General features: G+C 73.5%; 21 protein-coding genes, 1 tRNA gene and 1 pseudogene. 11 read left to right on the top strand and 12 right to left on the bottom strand.

Going from position 1 to position 23,468, the window contains the following annotated elements; genetic code table 11:
- Nucleotides 1-10 precede the first annotated feature (10 nt).
- The 3 genes from ACZ7LK_RS20895 to ACZ7LK_RS20885 form a co-directional block, all read right to left on the bottom strand.
- Nucleotides 11-748, bottom strand: a complete 738-nt coding sequence (locus ACZ7LK_RS20895; protein WP_392275313.1) for a DUF6227 family protein — start codon at nt 746-748, stop codon at nt 11-13.
- A 174-nt stretch (nt 749-922) separates the two neighbouring features.
- Nucleotides 923-1,951 (bottom strand): P1 family peptidase, encoded by a 1,029-nt coding sequence (locus ACZ7LK_RS20890; protein ID WP_471142521.1) that lies wholly within the window; start codon nt 1,949-1,951, stop codon nt 923-925.
- Nucleotides 1,948-3,129: a low temperature requirement protein A gene (locus ACZ7LK_RS20885; RefSeq protein WP_392275131.1), complete on the bottom strand. Its 1,182-nt coding sequence runs from the start codon at nt 3,127-3,129 to the stop codon at nt 1,948-1,950. Before ACZ7LK_RS20885 ends, ACZ7LK_RS20890 begins: the two co-directional genes overlap by 4 nt.
- 425 nt (nt 3,130-3,554) lie before the next feature.
- Here ACZ7LK_RS20885 and ACZ7LK_RS20880 point away from each other — a divergent pair, with 425 nt between their 5' ends.
- Nucleotides 3,555-3,797 carry a hypothetical protein gene (locus ACZ7LK_RS20880; RefSeq protein ID WP_469461243.1) on the top strand — a complete coding sequence of 81 codons (243 nt, stop codon included), beginning with the start codon at nt 3,555-3,557 and terminating at the stop codon, nt 3,795-3,797.
- A gap of 18 nt (nt 3,798-3,815) precedes the next feature.
- Here the strand turns inward: ACZ7LK_RS20880 and ACZ7LK_RS20875 are convergent.
- From ACZ7LK_RS20875 to ACZ7LK_RS20850, 6 genes and pseudogenes are all read right to left on the bottom strand, one after another.
- A pseudogene (locus ACZ7LK_RS20875) lies at nt 3,816-3,911 on the bottom strand (large conductance mechanosensitive channel protein MscL); the annotation flags it as partial.
- Nucleotides 3,912-3,975: 64 nt separating this feature from the next.
- Nucleotides 3,976-4,395, bottom strand: a complete 420-nt coding sequence (locus tag ACZ7LK_RS20870; protein WP_392275133.1) for an RcpC/CpaB family pilus assembly protein — start codon at nt 4,393-4,395, stop codon at nt 3,976-3,978.
- Between the two features lie 457 nt (nt 4,396-4,852).
- A complete protein-coding gene (locus ACZ7LK_RS20865) occupies nt 4,853-5,731 on the bottom strand; it encodes an S-methyl-5'-thioadenosine phosphorylase (protein WP_392275134.1) in 879 nt (292 codons plus the stop codon).
- A gap of 78 nt (nt 5,732-5,809) precedes the next feature.
- The gene (locus ACZ7LK_RS20860; RefSeq protein ID WP_471142517.1) at nt 5,810-6,127 is read right to left on the bottom strand and encodes an FmdB family zinc ribbon protein; all 318 of its coding nucleotides are present in this window, start codon (nt 6,125-6,127) and stop codon (nt 5,810-5,812) included.
- A gap of 68 nt (nt 6,128-6,195) precedes the next feature.
- Nucleotides 6,196-7,491 (bottom strand): MFS transporter, encoded by a 1,296-nt coding sequence (locus tag ACZ7LK_RS20855; RefSeq protein ID WP_469461249.1) that lies wholly within the window; start codon nt 7,489-7,491, stop codon nt 6,196-6,198.
- 347 nt (nt 7,492-7,838) lie between these two features.
- Nucleotides 7,839-9,359, bottom strand: coding sequence for a potassium/proton antiporter (locus ACZ7LK_RS20850; RefSeq protein WP_392275137.1), 1,521 nt, complete (start codon nt 9,357-9,359; stop codon nt 7,839-7,841).
- 197 nt (nt 9,360-9,556) lie between these two features.
- On the opposite strand from ACZ7LK_RS20850, the gene ACZ7LK_RS20845 reads away from it, so the two are divergent.
- Nucleotides 9,557-12,397, top strand: coding sequence for a penicillin acylase family protein (locus ACZ7LK_RS20845; protein WP_392275138.1), 2,841 nt, complete (start codon nt 9,557-9,559; stop codon nt 12,395-12,397).
- Between the two features lie 14 nt (nt 12,398-12,411).
- Here ACZ7LK_RS20845 and ACZ7LK_RS20840 read toward each other — a convergent pair whose 3' ends face one another.
- Nucleotides 12,412-12,993, bottom strand: a complete 582-nt coding sequence (locus tag ACZ7LK_RS20840; protein WP_392275139.1) for a 5-formyltetrahydrofolate cyclo-ligase — start codon at nt 12,991-12,993, stop codon at nt 12,412-12,414.
- 107 nt (nt 12,994-13,100) lie between these two features.
- On the opposite strand from ACZ7LK_RS20840, the gene galU reads away from it, so the two are divergent.
- The 8 genes from galU to ACZ7LK_RS20800 all read left to right on the top strand — a co-directional run bounded on the left by galU (nt 13,101) and on the right by ACZ7LK_RS20800 (nt 20,928).
- Complete coding sequence (gene galU, locus ACZ7LK_RS20835; protein ID WP_392275140.1) at nt 13,101-14,012, top strand: UTP--glucose-1-phosphate uridylyltransferase GalU; 912 nt, start codon at nt 13,101-13,103, stop codon at nt 14,010-14,012.
- On the top strand, nt 14,009-15,316 hold the full coding sequence (gene glp / locus ACZ7LK_RS20830) for a molybdotransferase-like divisome protein Glp (RefSeq protein WP_469461254.1): 1,308 nt from the start codon (nt 14,009-14,011) through the stop codon (nt 15,314-15,316). The genes galU and glp overlap by 4 nt, the downstream gene beginning before the upstream one ends.
- Before the next feature lie 126 nt (nt 15,317-15,442).
- Nucleotides 15,443-15,943, top strand: a complete 501-nt coding sequence (moaC, locus tag ACZ7LK_RS20825) for a cyclic pyranopterin monophosphate synthase MoaC (RefSeq protein WP_392275142.1) — start codon at nt 15,443-15,445, stop codon at nt 15,941-15,943.
- Nucleotides 15,940-16,554: a MogA/MoaB family molybdenum cofactor biosynthesis protein gene (locus tag ACZ7LK_RS20820; RefSeq protein WP_392275143.1), complete on the top strand. Its 615-nt coding sequence runs from the start codon at nt 15,940-15,942 to the stop codon at nt 16,552-16,554. The genes moaC and ACZ7LK_RS20820 overlap by 4 nt, the downstream gene beginning before the upstream one ends.
- Nucleotides 16,551-17,171, top strand: coding sequence for a GNAT family N-acetyltransferase (locus ACZ7LK_RS20815; RefSeq protein ID WP_392275144.1), 621 nt, complete (start codon nt 16,551-16,553; stop codon nt 17,169-17,171). Before ACZ7LK_RS20820 ends, ACZ7LK_RS20815 begins: the two co-directional genes overlap by 4 nt.
- 148 nt (nt 17,172-17,319) lie before the next feature.
- Nucleotides 17,320-18,387 (top strand): divisome protein SepX/GlpR, encoded by a 1,068-nt coding sequence (gene sepX / locus ACZ7LK_RS20810; protein WP_392275145.1) that lies wholly within the window; start codon nt 17,320-17,322, stop codon nt 18,385-18,387.
- Nucleotides 18,388-18,473: 86 nt separating this feature from the next.
- Nucleotides 18,474-18,547: transfer RNA gene (locus ACZ7LK_RS20805), tRNA-Ala, on the top strand.
- 410 nt (nt 18,548-18,957) lie between these two features.
- Nucleotides 18,958-20,928, top strand: coding sequence for an RICIN domain-containing protein (locus ACZ7LK_RS20800; RefSeq protein WP_471142510.1), 1,971 nt, complete (start codon nt 18,958-18,960; stop codon nt 20,926-20,928).
- Between the two features lie 39 nt (nt 20,929-20,967).
- Here the strand turns inward: ACZ7LK_RS20800 and ACZ7LK_RS20795 are convergent, their stop codons facing one another.
- Entirely contained in the window at nt 20,968-21,960 is a 993-nt protein-coding gene (locus ACZ7LK_RS20795) for a trypsin-like serine peptidase (protein WP_392275147.1), read from the bottom strand.
- Between the two features lie 171 nt (nt 21,961-22,131).
- Complete coding sequence (locus tag ACZ7LK_RS20790) at nt 22,132-22,611, bottom strand: GNAT family N-acetyltransferase (protein WP_392275148.1); 480 nt, start codon at nt 22,609-22,611, stop codon at nt 22,132-22,134.
- Between the two features lie 59 nt (nt 22,612-22,670).
- On the opposite strand from ACZ7LK_RS20790, the gene ACZ7LK_RS20785 reads away from it, so the two are divergent.
- Nucleotides 22,671-23,468 (top strand): exodeoxyribonuclease III, encoded by a 798-nt coding sequence (locus tag ACZ7LK_RS20785; RefSeq protein WP_392275149.1) that lies wholly within the window; start codon nt 22,671-22,673, stop codon nt 23,466-23,468.

Here is a 23,468-nt window from a genome sequence, read left to right as displayed (position 1 = left end):
CGCCGAACGGTCAGCGCACCCGGCCCCGCACCCGCGCGCGGCGCTCCATGGCGTCGCGCGCGGTGTGCTCGTCCTCGTACACCTCGCACATGTGCCGGCCGTCCGGCGTGGCCGTGTGCTCCACCTCCCAGACGCTCATCTCACTGCCGTCCAGCAGCAGGAACGCGTGCTCGTACAGCGTGAAGCCGGCGTCCTTCCCCGCCACGCTGCACTGCCGGCCGAAGACCTGCCTGATGTGGTGCGCGAACGCGCCCCGCAGCCGGGCCGCCACCACCTCGCCCGGCCGGTCCTCGTTCTCCGCGCGGCGCAGCACCCGGCGGGCGTGGTCCGCCGAGTCGTCCGGCACGTACATCAGCGGGGCCGTGGCCGGAGGATGGGCCAGCAGCGCCCCCAGCAGCTCCAGGTCCGCGTCCAGATCCGCGCCGAGGTCCACGTCCAGGTCGTCCTCCGGCGCGGGGAACCCGACCGGCAGACGGGAGGCGGCGAGCCGGACGTCGGTCTCCTCCGCGTACAGCTCGTGCTGCTCGGCGCCGTCCCGCCCGGTGTTGTGCACCAGCTCCCAGAGCGTCAGCGACGAGCCGTCCGCCAGCAGGTACGTGTGCCGGTACGTCGCCCGGTGGAGCGCCGCGCTGTGGTGCGACGAGTGCAGCGAACTGGCGTGCGCCAGCGCGGAGTCCAGTCGCTCGACCAGCGCGTCGGGCAGGTCGAAGGAGTTGAGCGCCCGCCCCAGGAGGCGCTCGACGTGCATCTCGGTCGTCTCGTCGTTCGGAACGTTCAAGAGGGGTCTCCAGGCCGTCGCCGCGTGTCACTCGATGCTTGCTTAAGGTAGTGCCTTGGTCTGACAGCGCGTCCGACTTCCTCAAAACGAGGGGCGCGCGTGGCCGGTTCCCGCGCGCCCCCTCCAACTCGCCCCCGCCGCGCCTCAGTCGAGCCGGTACAGGTCGCGGTACGAGGGGAACTCGCCGCCCGGCCCCGACACCGTCCCCGCGGCCAGCACCGCCCGTACGACGGCCCTGGTCACGACGGTGGCACCGGCCGCCAGCACCTCGTTCAGCGCGAGCGGGCCGTGCGAGTCGGGCAGGGGCCGCCCGCCGGTGGCGAGGGTGAACACGGTGTCGCCGTCGTTCAGCAGGTGCACCGGCCGCACGGCGCGCGCGATCCCGTCGTGCGCCGTCCCCGCGAGCTTCTGCGCCTGCGCCCGGGTGAGGTCCGCGTCCGTGCCGACCACCGCGAGGGTGGTGTTCAGCGGCGGCCAGTCGTTGCGCTCCAGTGCCTCCGCCAGCCGGCGTGCCGCCGCCGCGTGCACCTCCGGCTCCGGCCGGAACTCCGGCCCGTCGCCGTACGCCCCGTACAGCGTTCCCGTCAGCGGGTCGACCGCCGAGCCCACCGCGTTGGCCACGACCAGGGCGCCGACCGTGATCCCGGACGCCAGGACCGTACTGGCCGTGCCGACCCCGCCCTTCATCCCGCCGATCACCGCCCCGGTCCCGGCGCCGACGGATCCGCACTCCACGGGGGCGTGGGGACCGGTCGCGTCCGCCGCCTCCACCGCCGCCCGCCCCGTCGACGCGTCCGGGCGCGCCTTCCAGTCCCCGCCCCGGCCGAGGTCGAACACGCACGCCGCCGGGACCACCGGCACCACCTGCGAGGGGTCCGGGCCCACGCGGACGCCGCGCCCCCGCTCCTCCAGCCAGGCCATCACCCCGGCCGCCGCCTCCAGTCCGTACGCGCTGCCGCCGGTCAGCACCACCGCCTCGATCCGCTGCACCAGGTTCCGGGGGTCGAGCGCGTCCGTCTCCCGGGTGCCGGGCCCGCCGCCCCGCACGTCCACGGCCGCGACCGCCCCGCCCACGGGCGCCAGGACCACGGTGGTGCCGCTGAGGGCGCTGTCCCCCGGTACGCGCGCGTGGCCGACCCGCAGACCGGCCACGTCCGTCAGTGCGTCATTCATGCCCCCTGGGTACCACGCCCGGCACGGGCGGTGAGGGCGACTCCGGCAGCGACGGCGGCCGCCGCGACGAGTCCGGCGGCGAGCACGCCCCAGCGCCCCGCGAACGTGCAGAGCAGGATTCCGAGCGCGGCGCTCGGCAGCACCGCCTGCTGCGCGATCCCCGCCTTGAAGTACCGCGAGTGCAGTCCCCACACCAGCAGCAGGAACAGTGCCGACGGCAGGGTCACCGCGGCGGCGGCCGCCGTGACCGACAGGTGGGCCTCGCCGACCGCCTGCTCGACGGCGACCTCGATGCCCGCCCCGATCGCCGCGGCCGACGCCTGGATCAGGTAGTGGCCGTAGCCCCACAGGAAGGCCTGCCGGTTGGACAGCAGCCGCTGGTGGGCCGGGACGACGAAGTAGATCCACCAGGCGGCGAAGATCAGCAGCAGCCCGCCGGCGGCGATGGGCAGTACGTCGCCCAGCGCGTCGTTCTCCTCGACGCCCGTCTTCACGGCCACGGTCGCGGCCGCGACGGTCTCGCCGAGCACGATGATCGTGAACAGCCCGTACCGCTCCGCGATGTGCTGCGCGTGCCAGCTCGAGGAGAAGTTCCGCTCCGCGATCGGAGGCACGGACACCTCGGCGACCACCAGGGCCAGGAACACCCACGGGCGCGCGGGCGGGGGCACCAGAACCAGTGCCGTCCAGCCCACCTGGCAGAGCGTCACCCCGGCCGCGTACCGCAGCGCCATGGTCCGCTCGGCACCCGACGCGGCCCGCGCGGCCCGCAGCCACTGCGAGGCGAGCGCGAGCCGCATCACCACGTACCCCAGCCAGACCAGGAAGTAGTCCTGGTCCTCGAAGGCCCGCGACACCCCCGCGGCGAGGATCAGCACACCGGAGATCTGCACCAGTGTCACGACCCGGTAGAGGGCGTCGTCGTTGTCGTACGCCGAGGCGAACCAGGAGAAGTTCATCCAGGCCCACCAGATCGCGAAGAACACCATCGCGTACCGGGCGATGCCGTCCCCGGCATGGCCCTCGGCCACGGCGTGCACGAGCTGGACACCCGCCTGGGCGACCGCCACGACGAAGCAGAGGTCGAAGAAGAGCTCCAGGGGCGTGGCGGCGCGGTGCGTCTCGTCGCGATCGCGCGAGACCAGGGGCCGCAGGGGCGAACGGGGAGGGGAGGTCATCCCCCCAGGACAGCAGAGGCGCCGCCGCCGGACGCCGTCCGTGGGAAGCGGTCACGCCGAAGTCCCCCACAACGGGCGAACCGGCCCGGACGCCCCCTACGGTGGCCGCGTGACCCAGCCCCCCGTCCATGAGCCCGCGCCCGACGAGCCCGCGCCCGACGAACCAGCGCCTGACGAGCCCGCGCCCGATGCGCCAGCGCCCGATGCACCAGCCCCCACGGCCGACCCCCCACCCGGCGCCCCGCCGGCGCCCACGGGCGAGCCGCCCCCGGGCGCACCCCCGGCGCCGACGGGCCCCACCGCCGACGAGCCCCCACCCGTCGAGCGGCCCGCCCCGCCGGACGGGTCCGTCCCCGCATGAGCCCCGATGCCGCCCGTCCCCGGCCACACCGCCCACGCGCGGACGGGCGGCGTACCCTGGAGGAATGAGGACCGCCCCCGCCCCCGGACCGCGTGATGCGAAGAGCGACTCGGCGTCGGAGGAAGAAGAGCAGAACCCCCAGGACCCCCGGGTCCCGAAGAAGAAACCCGCGCTGATCTTCGACGATCCGCTGGACCAGCCTTCGGCGGACGATACGGACCGTGGGTGGGGTGAGCGGCCTCCGGCCGGCGGCAGCGCCGCCGACCTGGCGCGCTTCCTCGACGAGAAGCCGCCGCACCACCTCTGAGCCGACGGCCCTACGGGGCCGCCCGGCCGGCGCCGCGCTGCGCTGCGCGACGAGCGCGTCGCGGATCTCCTTGAGGACCTCCAGCTCGGTGACCTCCAGGGTCTCCTCCACACCCCGCCGCTCCCTCTGGGGGGCCGCCCCCTTGCGCCGTGACCGTGCCGCACCGGCCCGCCCGCACTCAGCACAGCGTCAGCGCCAGACGGGAGGTCGTGGCCGCGCCGGCCAGCTCGGCGGCGGTCGCGCGCGGGACGGACAGCACGATCAGCGCACCGCCGTCGCCCGGCCCGCCGTCCGTCGCTCCGCCCGCCGCGCGCGGCACCGTCTCGACGCGCGCCCCCCTGGCCACCACCCGGGCGGTGTCGTCACCGTCCGCCGACGGGGAGACCGGGGACGCGATCACGTCGACGCGGTCGCCGGGCCGCAGCAGGCGCACGGTGGCGGCGTCCGCGATCCGCACCGGGACGGACACCACCTGAACCGGCTTCCGCTCCCGCTGGGGCGCTGCCGAGGCCCGCGGCTCGTCCACGTCGGCGGGGGCACGCGAACCGGCGGCGGAAGCGGCCAGCGCGGCGGCCGTCAGGGCGAGCCCCGCCGCCACGGCGTGACGCCTCCGCCGCACCGCCCGCCGCAGCCGGTGCCGCCCGCCGCGCACCCGTAACGGCGCGAACTGCGGTACCCCGCACGTCTCGGGCACCGGCGCCGGCGCAGGCACCGGATGCCGGCGCCCCGGCGCGGGCGGGGCGCACGATCCGGACGACGGCGCGGCATCGGCACGAGCGCGAGCGTCAGCGTCGACGTGAAGGGGCGGGAGGGGGAGGGGGAGGGGAAGGGGGAGAGAGCGGGGAGGACAGGGAGGAGTGGAGCGAGGAGGAGTGGGGAGCGTCATGACGACCACCGCCAGCCGTGAGAGGACCGGGCCCGGGCAGCGGCTCGGGCGCCGCCGGCTTTCCGCCGGCGCCCCTCACGATCCCGTCCGCCCGCCGATCCCGCTCACGCCTGTGGACGACCCCGGCGATGGGGAGAACCGCGTCACCCGCGAAGGTGAGCGCCCCTGATCACGGCAGTTCGATGCCGAGGTCCCAGCCGTCGTGCGCGTGGGTGCACAGGCAGGAACGGCTGTCGGTCTCGGGCAGCCCGGCGACCGCGTCGAAGAGCACCTCCCGCAGCCGCCCCACGTTCTCGCCGAACACCCGCAGCACCTCGGTGTGGGAGACGCCGTCCCCGGTCTCGGCACCCGCGTCCAGGTCCGTGACCAGGGCCATCGACGTGTAGCAGAGCCCCAGCTCCCGGGCGAGGTACGCCTCCGGGTGCCCGGTCATGCCGACCACCGACCAGCCCATGGCGGCGTGCCACCGCGATTCGGCGCGCGTGGAGAAGCGCGGCCCCTCGACGACGACCATCGTCCCGCCGTCGACCGCCTCCCAGCCGCGCCCGTGGGCGGCGGCGAGGGCGACCTTGCGGCCGTCGGGGCAATAGGGGTCGGCGAACGACGTGTGCACCACGTTCGGGACGCTCCCGTCGGGCAGCGGCTCCCCGTCGAAGTACGTCTGCGTACGGGCCTTCGTGCGGTCCACCAGTTGGTCCGGCACCAGCAGCGTGCCCGGACCGTACTCGGGGCGCAGTCCGCCGACCGCGCACGGCCCCAGAATCTGCCGCACCCCGACGGACCGGAGCGCCCAGAGGTTGGCCCGGTAGTTGATGCGGTGCGGCGGCAGGTGGTGGCCGCGCCCGTGCCGGGGCAGGAAGGCGACGCGGCGCCCGGCCAGCTCCCCGAAGAACAGCGAGTCGCTGGGGCTGCCGTACGGGGTGGTGACCCGTACCTCGGTGACGTCCTTCAGGAAGGAGTAGAACCCCGAGCCGCCGATGACACCGATGTCCGCGCGGAGCCCCTCGCCGCCGCCACCGCCGTTGCCTGCCTTCGCCGCGTTCGCCATGCGGCTCACCCTAGCCGGGCCCGGAAACGCCCGGGACCCCGCCGTAGGGATACGACGGGGTCCTCGGGGAAGCGGGGGTCAGGCGGCGGAGCTGGAGCTCCCGGCCGCGCCGGACGTGGCCGGCTTGGAGTCCGACGACGAGGAGCTCGTCGAAGAGCCGGAGCCGGAGCCGGACGTCGTGCTCGACGACTTCGAGGCGGGCGAGCTGCTGGACGACGCGCCACGGCTGTCGTTGCGGTAGAAGCCGGAGCCCTTGAAGACAATGCCGACGGCCGAGAACACCTTCTTCAGGCGTCCCTGGCAGTTCGGGCACTCGGTCAGGGCGTCATCGGTGAACTTCTGCACCGCCTCGAGGCCCTCGCCGCACTCGGTGCACTGGTACTGGTAGGTCGGCACTTGTCTTCCTCCTGGCACTCTCACTCATTGAGTGCTAACGACAGTCCATACTGACGTATTCCGCGGGATCAGTCCACTGTCACCGGTACGCGGTGACCGACGCCACGCGCCACGGTGCGGCTCGCCGGACGCGGCGCGAGCCGCGAGCGGAGCGCCACCAGGGTGGCCAGCGCCAGTGCCGTACCGGCCAGCGGGACCAGGAATCCGGCGCTCGCGCCGTGCGCGTCCGCCAGCCGGCCGGCGACCGTCACGGCGGCGGCCTGGCCCAGCGCCACGGCGCCCGTCAGCCAGGTGAACGCCTCGGTCCGGGCGGACGCCGGGACCAGCGACTCGACCAGCGTGTAGCCGGTGATCAGCGCGGGGGCGATGCACAGGCCGACGACCAGGCCGAGCGCGCCGAGCATCACCGCGGAGTGCGCGGACCACAGCAGCGAGGCGGCGAGGGTGAGGCCGGTGTAGCCGAGGACCAGCCGGCGGCGGGGCCCCATCTTCCAGGCGATGGCCCCGACGGCGATGCCGGCCAGCATGTTGCCCGCGGCGAAGAGCCCGTACAGCAGGCCGTTCATGCCCGGCTGCCCGATCTCCTCGGTGAAGGCGGTCAGCGAGACCTGCATGCCGCCGAAGACGGACCCGATGCCCAGGAAGGCGACGGCCAGGACCCGTACACCGGGTACGGACAGGGCGGAGACGCGGTCCACGCGCGCGTGGCCGGCGGCGTTGCCGTGGGCGGGCTGGGTACGGCGCTGGGCGGCGAAGAGCAGGCCGCCGGCCAGGGTCAGCGTCGCCTCGGCGATCAGGCCGGCCGCCGGGTGGACGCCGGTGCACAGCGCGGTGGCGAGGACGGGGCCCACCACGAAGGTGAACTCGTCCGTCACGGACTCGAAGGCCGCCGCGGTCGACATCAGCGGGGAGCCCTCCAGCTTGGCGGCCCAGCGGGACCGGACCATGGGCCCGACCTGCGGCACGGAGGCGCCGGTCGGCACCGCCGCCGCGAACAGGGCCCACAGGGGGGCGTCCGCCAGGGCCAGCGCCGTCAGGGCCGACACCGACAGGGTGTGCACCAGCACGCCGGGGACCAGGACGGCCCGCTGGCCGAAACGGTCGGCGAGCTTGCCGCTCTGCGGGGCGAACAGGGCCATGGAGACGCCGGTGAACGCGGCGACCGCGCCGGCGCTGCCGTAGGAGCCGGTGGTGTGCTGCACCAGCAGGACGATGCCGATGGTCAGCATCGCGAAGGGCTGCCGCGCGGCGAACCCGGGCAGCAGGAACGTCCAGGCGCCCGGGGTGCGCAGGAGCTGCCCGTAACCGGGACGCCGAGCGGGGTCCGTGGGGGTGACCTGGGCTGTCTTGACAGCGGAGGGCACGGCCCGTGCCTTTCTGCCGCCTGGTAGCGCTCCCCTGGGTGTCGGGAGCCGCCGAGAGCTGTCCTCTTGCGCGGAACTGCGGTAGATACCGGGCTCCACTGCGGGGAGCTTCACGGCCGCCATACGGTCGCGCCAGCTCTGCGTCAGGCAGAGTTGGTCGATCAGTGTGCCTTCATGGTACAGGGAGCGGCGCGTGTGGTGCCTGTGAAATTGCCGATACGGCCAGGACCTCACCTCCGATTAACCGGAAGTTCACCTTCCGTTTGGTTGGCGCCGGCGTACGCCCGCCTCCCACCGTGCCGCCCCGCCCCGCACCGCCCCGCCGCCCCGGCCGCCCGCTCCCCGCCTCAGCGGCGGCCGTTGGCGCCCGTGCCCAGCCAGTCGGCCAGCTTGCCGCCCTGGCTCACCGCCCGGAGGCGCCGCTCGGCCGCGTCCCGGACCGGGTCCGTCGCCACCACCAGCAGCTCGTCCCCGCGCCGCAGCACGGTCGTGGGCGCCGGGACGAAGCTCTGGCCCTCCCGGACGACCAGGGTCACCGCCGCCCCCGGAGGCAGCCGCAGCTCGGCGACCTCCACGCCGTGCATCCGGGACTTCTCCGGGACGGCCACCGACAGCAGGTGCCCGCGCAGCCGCTCCAGGGGTGCCGATTCGACGCCCAGGTCGGCGGCCTCCGCCGAGTCGGCCAGCCGCAGCGCCCTGGCCAGCCACGGCAGGGTCGGACCCTGCACCAGGGTGTAGACGACGACCAGCACGAAGACGATGTTGAAGACCTTCTCGCTGCCCTCGATCCCGGACACCATCGGGATGGTCGCCAGGATGATGGGCACCGCCCCGCGCAGGCCCGCCCACGACATCAGGGCCTGCTCCTGCCACGGGACGCGGAACGGCAGCAGGCTCAGCAGCACGGACAGCGGCCGCGCCACCACCGTCAGCGCCAGCCCGACCAGCACCGCCGGCCAGAAGTCGTCCACCAGCTCGTGCGGGGTCACCAGCAGGCCGAGCAGGACGAACATGCCGATCTGGGCGATCCAGCCCAACCCCTCGGCGAACCCCCGGTTGGCGGGCGCGTGCGGCAGCCTGGCGTTGCCCAGGACCACCGAGGCCAGGTAGACCGCGAGGAAGCCGCTGCCGTGCGCCATGGCGCCCGCCGCGTAGGCGACCACGGCGATGGCCATCACGGCGATCGGGTACAGGCCGGAGGCGGGCAGGGCCACGTGGCGCAGCCCGAACGAGCCCAGGAAGCCGATCGCCAGTCCGATGCCGGCGCCGATGGCCAGTTCCATCACGATCGTGCCGAGCAGCATGTACCAGCTCTCGACCGGGCCGGTCGTCGAGAAGGCCACCACCAGGATCACGACGGGGGCGTCGTTGAAGCCGGACTCGGCTTCCAGGGTGCCGGTCACCCGGGACGGGAGGGGGATCTTGCGCAGGACGGAGAAGACGGCGGCGGCGTCGGTCGAGGAGACGACCGCGCCGATGATCAGCGCCTGGCGCCAGTCGAGGCCCACCCAGTAGTGGGCCGCCGCGGCCGTGACGCCCACGCTCACCGCGACGCCGGCGGTCGACAGGACGGCCGCCATGGGCAACGCGGGTTTGATCTCCTTCCACTTCGTTCCCAGGCCACCCTCGGCCAGGATCACCACAAGCGCGGCATAGCCTATGACTTGGGTCATTTCGGCATTGTCGAAGTGGACGTTGCCGATCCCGTCCTGCCCGATGGCGACCCCGATCCCGAGGTACAGCAACAGGCTGGGGAGCCCGCTGCGGGAGGAGATCCGCACAGCCGCGACGGCGACGAGCAGCACGAGCGAGCAGATGAACAGGAGTTCGTTGAGCTGGTGGACAGTCAGTGGCCGACCCTTCCTCATGTGCGCGCCGGATCGTTCCAGCAACGGGGGTACTTCGTTACCTTACCTAATCATTAACGTTTCCTTGACGCCTGATCGTCCTCCATGGTCGTCCGGGGGAGGCGGTCCCTTACTGACACCGCGTCCGGGCCGGGTGAGCGCTGCGCCTATGGTTGCTCCCAGCACTCCAGGACCAGCCTGCGCCTCGAAGGACAGCGATGCCCGCCAACACCACCGCCGCTTCCACCAAGAAGAAGGGGCGACGTGCCCGTCTGCTCGTGATCGCCCTGGTGCTGGCGCTGGTCGCGGGCGTCGGCTACGGCGCCTACTGGAGCGTCAGCACCGTGCGTGCTCCGTTCCCGCAGACCACCGGCACCCTCAAGCTCGACGGGCTCTCCGGTCCGGTCGACGTGAAACGGGACGACTACGGCGTCCCGCAGATCTACGCCTCCACCGACGAGGACCTCTTCCGCGCCCAGGGTTACGTCCAGGCCCAGGACCGCTTCTGGGAGATGGACGTCCGCCGCCACATGACGGCCGGACGGCTGTCGGAGATGTTCGGCAAGGACCAGGTCGAGACGGACGCGTTCCTGCGCACCCTCGGCTGGCACCGGGTGGCCCAGCAGGAGTACGACAAGCTCCTGTCGCCCGACACCAAGAAGAACCTCCAGGCCTACGCGGACGGCGTGAACGCCTACCTGAAGGGCAAGGAGGGCGGTGACATCTCCGTCGAGTACTCCGCCCTCGCCTTCGCCAACGACTACACCATCGAGCCCTGGACGCCGGTCGACTCGGTGGCCTGGCTCAAGGCGATGGCCTGGGACCTGCGCGGCAACATGCAGGAGGAGATCGACCGTTCGCTGATGACCAGCAGGCTCAGCGAGAAGCAGATCAAGGACCTGTACCCGGCGTACCCCTACGACCTGCACCGTCCGATCGTGGACAAGGGCGGCGTCGACAAGGCCACCGGCAAGTTCGACCCCGACGCCGAGGGGGAGGGCGGCGGCCAGGACGCGGACACGGACGGCGGCCAGGGCACGGGCAACGGCACGGGCCGGAACGGCACCGGCCAGGGCACCGGCAGCGGCAGCGGCCAGGGCAATGGCTCCGGCACGGGCAACGGCACCCCTCAGGGGGCCACCCAGGGCCTCCAGTCCCAGCTCTCGTCCCTGTCGGCGAACCTGGAGAAGATCCCCGCCCTGCTCGGCCCCAACGGCAACGGCATCGGCTCCAACTCGTGGGTCGTCTCCGGCAAGTACACGACCACCGGGAAGCCGCTGCTCGCCAACGACCCGCACCTGGCGCCCCAGCTCCCCTCGCTCTGGTACCAGATGGGCCTGCACTGCCGTGCCGTCTCGGACAAGTGCCGTTACGACGTGGCCGGCTACACCTTCTCGGGCATGCCCGGCGTGATCATCGGCCACAACCAGGACATCGCCTGGGGCTTCACCAACCTGGGCGCGGACGTCAGCGACCTGTACCTGGAGAAGATCACCGACAACGGGTACGAGTTCGACAAGAAGGAGATCCCCTTCGTCACCCGCAAGGAGGTCATCAAGATCGCCGGTGAGGGCCCCAGGACCATCACCGTCCGGTCGACGAACAACGGCCCCCTGGTGTCCGACCGCAGCAACGAGCTGGAGAAGGTCGGCGACGAGGCTCCCGTCGACGCCCTCGCCCCGGACCGCGGCGACGGCTACGCGGTCGCCCTGCGCTGGACCGCGCTCGACCCGGGCAAGTCCATGGACGCCGTCTTCAAGCTGAACCGCGCCACCGACTTCAAGCAGTTCCGCGAGGCCGCCCGCGACTTCGAGGTGCCCTCCCAGAACCTGATCTACGCCGACGCCAAGGGCGCCGAGGGCAACATCGGCTACCAGGCCCCCGGCAGGATCCCGGTCCGCCAGAAGGGCCACGACGGCACCCTGCCGGCGCCCGGCTGGGACAAGAAGTACACCTGGAAGAAGACGTACGTCCCCTTCGACGAGCTCCCCTACGAGGAGAACCCGGAGCGCGGCTACATCGTGACCGCCAACCAGGCCGTCATCGACCAGGACGCGTACCCGTACGCGCTCACCCAGGACTGGGGCTACGGCTCGCGCAGCCAGCGCATCAACGACCTCATCGAGTCCAAGACCAAGGACGGGGCCAAGGTCTCCACCGAGGACATGCGGACCATGCAGATGGACAACAGCAGCGAGATCGCCAAGCTGCTGACCCCCTACCTGCTGAAGATCGACATCTCCGACCCGCACGTCCGCGAGGCGCAGAAGCTCCTGGAGGGGTGGAACTACACCCAGGACGCGGACTCCGGGGCGGCCGCCTACTTCAACGGCGTCTGGCGCAACGTCCTGAAGCTGGCTTTCGGCAACAAGCTGCCCAAGGAGCTCCGGGTGAAGGGCGAGTGCCTCAACGTCCGCCCGGCCGACTCCACCGGACCCGTCGACGAGCAGAACCGGCTGGTGCGGGAGTGCGGCCAGCGCGACGCCGACTCGGCGCAGCCGGACGGCGGCGACCGCTGGTACGAGGTGGTCCGCAGGATCCTGGCGGACGAGAAGAACGAGTGGTGGAAGTCGCCGCAGAGCCGGACCCACGACGGCACCGACACCCGTGACGAACTGCTGAAGCGCGCCATGGAGGACGCCCGCTGGGAGCTGACCTCCAAGCTCGGCAAGGACGTCAACAGCTGGAGCTGGGGCCGGCTGCACCAGCTCACCCTGAAGAACCAGACCCTCGGCACCGAGGGCCCGGGCGCCGTCCAGTGGCTGCTCAACCGGGGCCCCTGGAACCTCTCGGGCGGCGAGGCGGCGGTCAACGCCACCGGCTGGAACGCGGCCGGCGGGTACGGGGTCGTCTGGGTGCCGTCGATGCGGATGGTCGTGAACGTCGGCGACTGGGACAAGTCCCGCTGGATCAACCTGACCGGCGCCTCCGGTCACGCCTACAGCGCCCACTACACCGACCAGACCGACAAGTGGGCCAAGGGCGAGCTGCTCGACTGGGCCTACGGCAAGCAGGCGGTCGACGCCCGGACCGTCGACACGCTCGTGCTCACGCCGTAGGGGGCGCCAGGGCCTCAGGCACGGAAGCGGAGGGTGACCTCCGGGGTCACCGCCGCGTGGACGGGGTGGTCGTGCGGTTCCTCCGGGACCCGCTCGACCACCTCGTTCGCGTACAGGAGCACCACCAGGGCCGGATCGTGCCCGCCCCGGGCCAGCCGGGCCAGCACCCGGTCGTACGAGCCGCCGCCGCGCCCCAGCCGCATCCCCCGCACGTCCACCGCCAGGCCGGGCAGGAGGACCGTGTCGGCCTCCACGACGGCGTCCACGCCCAGCCGGGGCCCCGCGGGCTCCAGGAGGCCCCGCCGGGCCGGCAGGAGCCGCTCCGCGCCCTCGTAGGCCGCCCAGTCCAGGTCGTTGTCCTCCAGCAGGACCGGCAGCAGGACGCGCACGCCCCGCTCGCGCAGTACGTCGAGCAGCGCGCGCGTGCCGGGCTCGCTCCCCGTGGAGACGTAGGCGGCGACCGTCCAGGCCCGCCGCAGCTCGGGCAGGTTCAGGGCGGCTTCCGCGAGAACCGCCGCGGACTTCTGGACGTCATCACTGGTCAGGAGGGCTCGCGCGGCCAGCAGTTGGCGTCGCAGAGCGGTCTTTTCGGACATGTCGTCGGTCACCAATACCTCACAAAACCTCTCGTACAAGGCCGTAGGGGCACGAAGTTAACCGGAGGCGGATCTTCCTCCCATACCGACCGGATAGGGTGCTCCGCATGAACGACTCGCACCCCAGGATCAGCAAGGCTGTCATTCCCGCCGCCGGCCTCGGCACCAGGTTCCTGCCGGCCACCAAAGCCACTCCCAAAGAGATGCTGCCTGTGGTCGACAAGCCGGCCATCCAGTACGTCGTCGAAGAGGCGGCCGGTGCCGGCCTCTCCGACGTGCTGATGGTCACCGGCCGCAACAAGCGGCCCCTCGAGGACCACTTCGACCGCAACTACGAGCTCGAGGAAGCCCTCGTCAAGAAGGGCGACCAGGAGCGCCTCGCCAAGGTCCAGGAGTCCAGCGACCTGGCGACCATGCACTACGTCCGCCAGGGCGACCCCCGCGGACTCGGCCACGCCGTCCTGTGCGCCGCCCCGCACGTCGGCGACGAGCCGTTCGCGGTCCTCCTCGGCGACGACCTCATCGACCCGCGCGACCCCCTGCTGTCCCGCATGGTGGAGATCCAGGAGCGCGAGGGCGGCAGCGTCGTCGCCCTGATGGAGGTCGAGCCGTCCCAGATCCACCTCTACGGCTGCGCGGCCGTCGAGCCCACCGGCGACGCCGACGTCGTCAAGGTGACCAACCTGGTCGAGAAGCCCGACCCGGCCGAGGCCCCCAGCAACTACGCCATCATCGGCCGGTACGTGCTGGACCCCGCCGTGTTCGGGATACTGCGCCGGACCGAGCCGGGCCGGGGTGGTGAGATCCAGCTCACCGACGCCCTCCAGAAGCTCGCCGCCGACGAGTCGGCGGGCGGCCCGGTGCACGGCGTCGTCTTCAAGGGCCGCCGCTACGACACCGGTGACCGGGGCGACTACCTGCGGGCCATTGTCAGACTCGCGTGCGAACGTGAGGATCTGGGACCGGACTTCCGGAACTGGCTGCGCGGTTACGTCACCGAGGAGATGCAGGAACTGTGAGTACGACCTGGTCGGTGGACGAGCACCTGGAGGACATCCTCCAGGCTGTCCACCCGCTCGACCCCATCGAGCTGCCGCTGCCCGACGCCCAGGGCTGTGTCCTGGTCGAGGACGTCACGGTGTCCGTCGCCCTGCCGCCCTTCGACAACAGTTCCATGGACGGGTACGCGGTACGGGTCGCCGATGTCACCGGCGCCACCGAGGAGTTCCCGGCGGTGCTCACCGTGATCGGCGACGTGGCGGCGGGCAGCGAGGAGCTGCTCACCGTCGGCCCCGGCCAGGCCGCCCGCATCATGACCGGCGCCCCGCTGCCGCCCGGCGCCGAGGCCGTCGTCCCCGTCGAGTGGACCGACGGCGGCACCGGCGGCGCGCCCGCCACCGGGATGCGGGCCGCCAGCGCCGCGCCCGAGGGCGCCACCGGCGAGGTCCGCGTCCACCGCCCCGCCGGGGCCCGCGCCCATGTGCGCGCGCGGGGCAGCGACGTGCGGCCCGGCGACCTGGCCCTGGCGGCCGGCACCGTCCTCGGCCCGCCGCAGATCGGGCTGCTCGCCGCCATCGGACGCGGCACGGTCCGGGTGCGTCCCCGCCCGCGCGTGGTGGTGATCTCCACCGGCAGCGAGCTGGTCCAGCCCGGCGAGGAGCTGGGCCCCGGCCGGATCTACGACTCCAACAGCTTCGCCCTGGCCGCCGCCGCGCGGGACGCGGGCGCCATCGCCTACCGGGTCGGCGCCGTCACCGACGACGCCGCCGGCCTCCGGGCCGCCATCGAGGACCAGCTCATCCGCGCCGACCTCCTGGTCACCACCGGCGGGGTCAGCGTCGGCGCGTACGACGTGGTCAAGGAGGCCCTCTCCTCGGTGGGCGACGAGGACGAGCCGGGCGGCGGCGTCGACTTCCGCAAGCTCGCCATGCAGCCGGGCAAGCCGCAGGGCTTCGGCTCCATCGGCCCCGACCACACCCCGCTCCTGGCGCTGCCCGGCAACCCGGTCTCCAGTTACGTCTCCTTCGAGCTGTTCGTCCGGCCCGCGATCCGGGCCCTGATGGGCCTGGGGGACACCGTGGACACCCAGCGGCCACGCGTGCGTGCCGCCCTCGCCGCCGACGGGCCGCTGTCCTCCCCGGCCGGCAAGCGCCAGTTCCTCCGGGGCCGGTACGACGCCGCCGACGGCACGGTCACCCCGGTGGGCGGCGCCGGCTCCCACCTGATCGCCGCCCTCGCCCGGGCGGACGCCCTGCTGGTCGTCCCCGAGGACACCACCACGGTGGAGCCGGGCGGGGAACTGGACGTGATCCTCATCGGCTGACGGGGGCCGCGTGGCGGTACCGTGTCTGCCGCTGTGCCTTCCCGGGGGACCACCCCCGGCCCCCGCCGGCGCGACAATGGCCGTGCGGGGCAATCGGCGCCGGAACACGCGAGGCGGAGTTCAGCAGTGAGTACGCAAGGCAGCCTGACGCACATCGACGAGTCGGGGGCGGCCCGGATGGTCGACGTCTCCGGGAAGGACGTCACCGCCCGCACCGCCCGCGCCACCGGCCGGGTGCTGGTCTCCCCCCGGGTGATCGAGCTGCTGCGCGGTGAAGGCGTCCCCAAGGGCGACGCCCTCGCCACCGCCCGGATCGCGGGCATCATGGGCGCCAAGCGCACCCCGGACCTCATCCCGCTGTGCCACCCGCTCGCCGTCTCGGGCGTGAAGCTGGACCTGTCGGTCGCGGACGACGCGGTCGAGATCGCCGCGACGGTGAAGACCACCGACCGCACGGGCGTCGAGATGGAGGCGCTCACGGCGGTCTCGGTGGCCGCGCTGACCGTCGTCGACATGATCAAGGCCGTCGACAAGTCCGCCGTCATCACCGACGTACGGGTGGAGGAGAAGACGGGCGGCAAGTCCGGCCCCTACCGGCGGACCGAGGCCGAAGGGGAGCGGGCGTGACCCCCAGGGCCGGACACGTCCACGGCGCGCACGCCCCCGGACCGGAGCGCGGCACCACCCCGCACGCCGCCGGAGCGGAACACGCCCCCGGAGCGGAAAACGCCCCCACCGTCCCCGCCGACGGCGCCCCGTACCGGGCGCTCGTCGTGACCGCGTCCAACCGGGCCTCCGCCGGGGTGTACGAGGACAAGGGCGGCCCCCTCCTGGCCGAGGGGCTCACCAGGCTCGGCTTCCGCGTCGACGGCCCCCAGGTCGTCCCGGACGGCGACCCGGTGGAAGCCGCGCTGCGCGCCGGGGTCGAGGCCGCGTACGACGTCATCCTCACCACCGGCGGCACCGGGATCTCGCCCACCGACCGGACGCCCGACGTCACCCGCCGGGTCCTGGACCACGAGGTCCCCGGCATCCCCGAGGCCATCCGCGCGTACGGCCGCGACAAGGTCCCCGCCGCCGCCCTGTCCCGGGGGCTGGCCGGGGTCGCCGGCCGCACCCTGATCGTCAACCTGCCCGGCTCCACCGGTGGCGTCCGCGACGGCCTCGCCGTCCTGGAGCGGATCCTGGTGCACGCGGTCGACCAGCTCCGCGGCGGCGACCACCCCAGACCGTCATGAACCCGGCCTGGCCCGTGACGCTGGTGGACGGCGCCGTCGTCCTGCGGCCGATAAAGCTGCGCGACCAGCGGGAGTGGCGGGAGGTCAACCGGCGCAACCGCGACTGGCTGCGCCCCTGGGAGGCGACCATCCCGCCGCCCGCGCCCGGCAGTCCGCTCGCCCAGCGCCCCACCTACCGGCAGATGGTCCGCCATCTGCGCGCCGAGGCGAACGCGGGGCGGATGCTGCCGTTCGTCGTCGAGTACGAGGGCCGCCTGGTCGGACAGCTCACCGTCGCCGGCATCACCTGGGGCTCGATGTGCTCGGGCCACGTCGGGTATTGGGTGGACCGGGAGATCGCCGGCCGGGGCGTCATGCCGACGTCCGTGGCCCTCGCCGTCGACCACTGCTTCCGCGCGGTCGGACTGCACCGGATCGAGGTGTGCATCCGCCCCGAGAACACCCCCAGCCGCCGGGTCGTCGAGAAACTCGGATTCCGGGAGGAAGGGCTGCGTCCCCGGTACCTCCACATCGACGGGGCCTGGCGCGACCACCTGGTCTTCGCGCTCACCGCGGAGGAGGTCCCGGAGGGACTGCTGCGCCGCTGGCACCGCACCGGCCGCGGCACCCCGCGCTGATTAATAAGAAATGTGTTCGAATTCGGTCCCCGTTCAGTCGTAACCGGTCGGATCAATCACAAAAAAATTCAGTGATATCAGCCAGATCGTGCGACACACCGGCCCAATTGGCCGATGGCCGGATGCGAACCCCTCTACGGTGTGAGACGTGAGCAGCAGCGGCCTCATCTACGCAGTCATCGTCGGGGCCTGGGCCGCCTACTTGGTGCCGATGTGGCTCCGCAGGCAGGACGAGCTGAACGAAGCCCGTCCGACGGAACGCTTCAGCACCGCCATCCGGCTCCTGTCCGGACGGGCGGGGATGGAGCGCCGGTACGCCAAGGAGCTGCGTGAGCGCACCGCCGAACAGGCGGCGTCACCCGACGTCGACCCGGACGCCGAGACCGAGCACCTCAGCTCGGTCGACGTCCGGGCCTTCGCCGCGCCCCCGGACCACACCGAGGCGCGTCTGGAGGTCCCGGCGGTCCCGCCGGCCGGGCCTCGCCCCGCCCGGCGTCCCCGGCCCGCCGGAGCGGCCGCCGAGCGAGCCCGGCGTTCCAAGGTCCTCGCCCGGCGCCGGCGCACCACGGTGGTCCTCTTCCTCGCCTTCACGCTCGGCGCGATCGTCGCGGCGGTCGGCGGCCTGGCGTTCCTGTGGGCCCCCGGCGTCCCGGCCGTCCTGCTGAGCGCGTACATCGTGCACCTGCGCGCCCAGGAGCGCCGGCGCTTCGTGTACGTCATGGACCGGCGTCGCGCCGAGGCCGCCGCCCAGCGACTGCGCGAGAGCCGCCCGCGCGGCCGGCCCGTCCAGGATCAGGACGAGGCGCCCGAGGCCCACCACCCGCACCCGCAGCCCGAGCCGGAGCCGGCTCCCGCGCTCACCCCGCAGGAGGCCGGGCGCCGCGCCTTGGTGGAGCAGACGGACCACGCGGAGTGGGTGGACCAGCAGCGCGATCACGGCCCCGCCCGTGGCGACAGCTGGGACCCGGTCCCCGTGCCGCTGCCCACGTACGTCACCGCGCCGGTCGCCCCGCGCGCGACGGGCGGCGTCGACGTCACCGACCCGGAGACCTGGAGCGCGGCCCGCTCCTCGGCGGCGGAGCCCACCCCGCCGCCGCCCACGCGCCAGAACCCGAACCCGAGCCCGCACCCCCCGCGCCGCTCCCACGACCACGGCCGGACGCCGCTCTTCGACCAGTACGCGGACGAGGACCGGCCCCGCGCCGCGAACGAGTGAGAGCGGTGTGACGCGTCTCGCGCGGTCCCCGGGGGTACGGATTTCCAAGCACCCGGATCGGGATGCTAATGTTTCACACGTCGCAAGGGCCTGTGGCGCAGTCTGGTAGCGCACCTCGTTCGCATCGAGGGGGTCTGGGGTTCAAATCCCCACAGGTCCACGCACACACGAGATCCCGTCCGATCGTTCCGATCGGGCGGGATCTCGTCGTTGACGGCCCCGTGGCGCGGCGGCCGGGCGGCGGGGGGACCGGCGCGACGAGGAGCCCGGGGTCCGCAGGCCGGAGTCGGCCGGCCGGGGCGCGGACGGCGCTCGTACGGGATGCGCGGGCGCGGCCGGTATGGGGCCGGGTGCACCGCCTGCCGGAAGTCTTGTTCCATAGCGGCGGGTTATGGAAAGCTGTGCAACCCCGCGGGCCCAACCGGGCTTTATTGCGCGGTAGTTCGAATTCCTGGGCGGTGGCAACCCTAAAAGGGAATCGCGCCGAATAGGTATGTACCAATCCAGGTACCCATCAGGCTGCGTTCCCCTTCAGCCCCCCATCGCAATGCCCTGAATGGAAATGGACCCATGCGCTCTCCCCGTCCCGAGCATCCCGTACCGCCACCGCCGCCCTACGCACCCACGTCGGGAGGCGCCGACGCGGCGCTGGCCGCCGCGCTGGGCGCGGCGCCCGGCGGCGGGGACCCGGCGGACACGTACCCCGCCACCGTGCTCCTCGCGCGGCACTGCCGGGCGATGAGCGACTACGCGGCACTGCTCACCACCTCCCGCACCTACGCCTCGATGGCCGTGTCGGCCGCCTTCGCCCGGGTCCTGGACGAACTGCGGTACGGCGGCGGGAGCGGCACGGAGGCGGCGGTGCGGCCGCGGCTGCTGGCGGCGGTGCGCCGTACCGTCGCGGACTGGGCCCGGGACCCGCGGACCGCGGCGCTGCTGACCGGGCTGCCGGACCCCGCCGCGCCGGGGCCCGACCGGCTGCTCGTCGCCCGGGCGTTCGCCGCGCTGCCCGGCCCGGCGCAGGTGCTGCTGTGGCACCGGGAGGTCGAGGCCGAGGGGATATCCATTCCGGCCGCATTGCTCGCCGTCGACCCCCGGACCGCGTCGGCACAACTCGACGACGCCCGGGAACTGTTCCGCGACGGGTGTCTTCGCGTCCATTCGGAGCTCGCCACCGACCCGGAATGCCGGCACTACAACCGGCTGCTCGACATATCGCTGCGGCGCGGTGGAGAGCTGATCCCGGACATCCGGCGGCATTTGTCGAAGTGCCGGCACTGCCGGTACGCGGCGGACCAGTTGGACCACTCCGGCGGGCGGCTGCCGCTGCTGCTGGCCGAGGGCGTGCTCGGCGAGGGCGCCCGCGGGTACGTCGAGTCGCGGCCCGGCCGCTCCCGCGCCCGGACCGCCGCCCCGGCCGAGGCGCCGCGCCGGGCGGGGCGCCACTCGCGGGCCGTGCCGGCGGGAGCCGCACGGCGCCTGGCCGCCGCCGTACCGGGCGGGGGAGCGCTGCTGGTGGGCCTCGGGGTCGTCATGGCCGGCGTCCTGGGCGTGGCGGCCGTGACCAGCTTGTGGCCGGACCGGGACGGCGGTGGGCGGAGTGCCGGGCCGGCGGCCCCGGGCGGGTCCGGCGGTGCCGCCGCCCCGGCGCCGGGTTCCCGGCCGACGACCGCCACCCCCCGGCCCCCCGCGCCGGCCGGTCACGGCGGCGGAGCGCCGACCACCCGGCTGCGCAACGCGCGGGCGGCGGAGCTGTGCCTGGACATCCGGGACGGCCGGCCGCAGGTCGGCGCCGAACTCATGCTGGCCGTCTGCTCGGGCCACCCCGCGCAGACGTGGCGGTACGAGCCGGACGGCCTGCTGCGCAGCGCCGCGGCCCCGGACCTGTGCGCGCACTCGCAGGAGCCCTCCGGGGTGGTCGTGCTGCGGCTGTGCGCGACACAGGCGGCCATGACCGTGCGGTACGACCTGAGCGTCCAGGGCGACCTCGTGCCCCGCTGGCACGCGGGACTGGGCCTGGTGCCGACCGCGCCGCAGGCCGGGGCCACGGTGGTGGTCAGGATGCGGGACGGGTCGGTGTCCCAGCGCTGGCTGACCGACAACGCTGTCGGCGCCCCCGCGACGGTGCCCGCGCCCCGGCGGGCGGTCGATGACATCGATGCCACCGGCGGGGGCGCGACGGGGAGGACCCGGGCGCCGGGCGCCCCGACGGGCCCGTCGGCGGACCGGCCGGCCGCCCCGCCGGCCGCCACCGGTGGCCGCACGGCGGCGACCGGGGCCCCGTCCGGTGGGCGGGACGGCGAGCGGTCCCAGGAGCAGGACGGTGAGCCGTACGGGGAGCGGGACGGCGTCCGGGGAGTCAGCGCCCCGGCCCCGGACCCCGGCGCGCGGCCGGAGGCCCCTGACCCCGGTGCGCCGTCGGGCGCCCCGGGGCGGGCGGTGGAGCTCGCGCCCGCCGAGGGCGCGGGCCCGCTCGTCCTCACGGTGGTCCCGGGTGTGGCGGCCCCCGCGGTGGACCGGGGCGGGGCCGTCACGGACTGAGCGCCGGCGGGGGCGGCCCCGCCGGCGCGGCCGGGCCGGTTACGACACCTGGGCCTTGTCGTACAGGGCCTTGGCCTCGTTGCCGAAGTACGGGCCGAACATGCGGTTCGGCAGGAACGTGTAGCCGAAGCTGTTCACCGACACCTGGAGGCCCGTCCCGGCCGACTCGCTGAAGCCGGTGAACCAGGGTCCGCCGCTGGAGCCGCCGGTCATGTTGCAGCCCAGGCTGTGGTCCTGGGAGAAGAGGAAGTCCTTGGAGGAGTTCCCGCTGCAGTAGATCAGCTTCGTGCCGTCGTACGGGGACGCCGCCGGGAACCCGAAGGCGTACATCTGCTTGTTGTAGCCGCCGTTGAACTGGATGCCCTGGGCGCCGGTGACGGCGGTGAGGTTCTGGCCGCCCAGCGGGGCGACGACGGCCGCGCCGATGTCGTGGTTGATGTCCTCGCTCGCCTCCCACTGCGGGGTGGTGAGGGTCTTGGTGGCGGTCCACTGACCGTACGGCGCCTGGCCGTTGTCGTACGCGGGCACGAAGACCCAGTTGGTGTGCCAGCTCCCCTGGTACTTCACGCAGTGCCCGGCGGTGATGACCGTGCTGGCGTTCTGGCTGGTCACGGCATTTCCGGTGCAGGACGCGGTCCGCCCCTGGAAGGTGAAGAACACCCGGCCGGAGGTCTTCACGACCGCTCCGCCGCCGGTCCAGGCCCCGCCCGCCTGGGGGAAGGCCGTGGGCGCGACGGCCGTGGGCGCGGCGGCCGTCGGCGCGACGGTCGTGGTGCGGCCGCCCGGTGCCGGGGCCCGGAGCTTCGTGGCGGCCGCCGGGGTGAGGGTCAGGTCGAGCGGGGTGGCGCCGCGCATGCGCTCGGCGGTCCAGAAGGTCCGTGCCCGGTGCTGTTCGGCGGCGGTGACGGTCCTGGCGCCGGGGTCGGGGGCGGGTGCCGGCGCGGCCGCGGTGGCGGTCGCGGTCGACAGGGCGCCGGTGAGCAGGGCTCCGACGGTCAGCAGGACACCCATGGCGGTGCGTTGGCCTCTCACGCATGTCTCCTTCTGCCGTGCCCGGGCGCGGCCCGCGCGGCCGGGCAGGGTGGGGGAACGAAGAGCGGTGCGGATCGACGTGCGTGAGGCAGGGTGCCACGACCGGGGGTGCTTTGTCAGGGGCGCGTCACGGTCTCGTCGTCGGGAGGTCGTCACTCGGGTCGTACGGCGTCACTTCAGCGGTTTCGCGAAACAGCGGCTGCTCTCGTACTCCCGGTAGTAGCCGAACTTGGCGCACGGCTCGTACCCGCTGGAGACGTAGAGCGCGATGGCCTCCGGCTGGGCGTCGCCGGTCTCCAGCACCATCCGGGTGCGGCCGGCGGCCCGGGCGTCGTCCTCCAGGGCGGCGAGGATGCGGCGGGCCAGGCCCAGGCCGCGCGCCTCGGGCACGACGTACATGCGCTTCAGCTCGGCGTCACCGTCGGAGTAGCCCTCCTCGTTCTCGTCCTGGGTGCGCCAGCCGCCCGTGGCGACGGGGCGGCCGCCGGAGTCGTAGGCGAGCAGGTAGAGGCCCCGGGGCGGCCGGAACATCACGGGATCCAGCGGTGTGAGGTCGCCCTCGTCGCCGTACCGCTCGGCGTACTCGAGCTGGACCATGTCGTTGAGTTTGCGGGCGTCCGGGTGGTCGAACGAGCTGGACTGAATAATCATGCGAGGCATCGTACAATCATGCGGAGTGATCTTCGAGGTGTCGTCGGTAGGGTGCGTGGATGCTCATTGTGACCTCCGTGAACGTGAACGGTCTGCGGGCCGCCGCCAAGAAGGGCTTCGTGGAGTGGCTGGCCGCCACCGAGGCCGACGTGGTGTGCCTCCAGGAGGTGCGGGCCGAGGAGTCCCAGCTCCCCGAGGCGGTCCGCGCCCCCGAGGGCTGGCACACGGTCCACGCCCCGGCCGCCGCCAAGGGGCGCGCGGGCGTCGCGCTCTACACGCGGCGCGAGCCCGACGCCGTACGGATCGGGTTCGGGTCGGAGGAGTTCGACGGCAGCGGCCGCTACGTGGAGGCCGACCTGCCCGGCGTCACGGTCGCCAGCCTCTACCTGCCCTCCGGTGAGGTCGGCACGGAGCGGCAGGACGAGAAGACCCGCTTCATGGGGGCGTTCCTGCCGTACCTCGCCGGGCTGCGGGAGCGCGCCGCCGCCGACGGCCGTGAGGTGGTCGTCTGCGGCGACTGGAACATCGCCCACCGGCCGGCCGACCTGAAGAACTGGAAGTCCAACCAGAAGAACTCCGGCTTCCTCCCCGAGGAGCGGGAGTGGCTGACCCGCGTCTTCGACGAGGCGGAGTACGTGGACGTCGTCCGCGCGCTCCACCCCGACCAGGACGGGCCGTACTCGTGGTGGTCCTACCGGGGCCGGGCCTTCGACAACGACGCCGGCTGGCGCATCGACCTCCAGGTCGCGACGCCCGGGCTCGCCGCCCGGGCGGTCAAGGCCTGGGTGGAGCGGGCGGCCACGCACGGCGAGCGGTGGAGCGACCACGCCCCCGTCACGGCGGCCTACGACCTCTAG

Source organism: Streptomyces sp. NPDC039423, from assembly GCF_055598725.1.
This window is presented reverse-complemented; position numbering and strand designations above follow the sequence as displayed.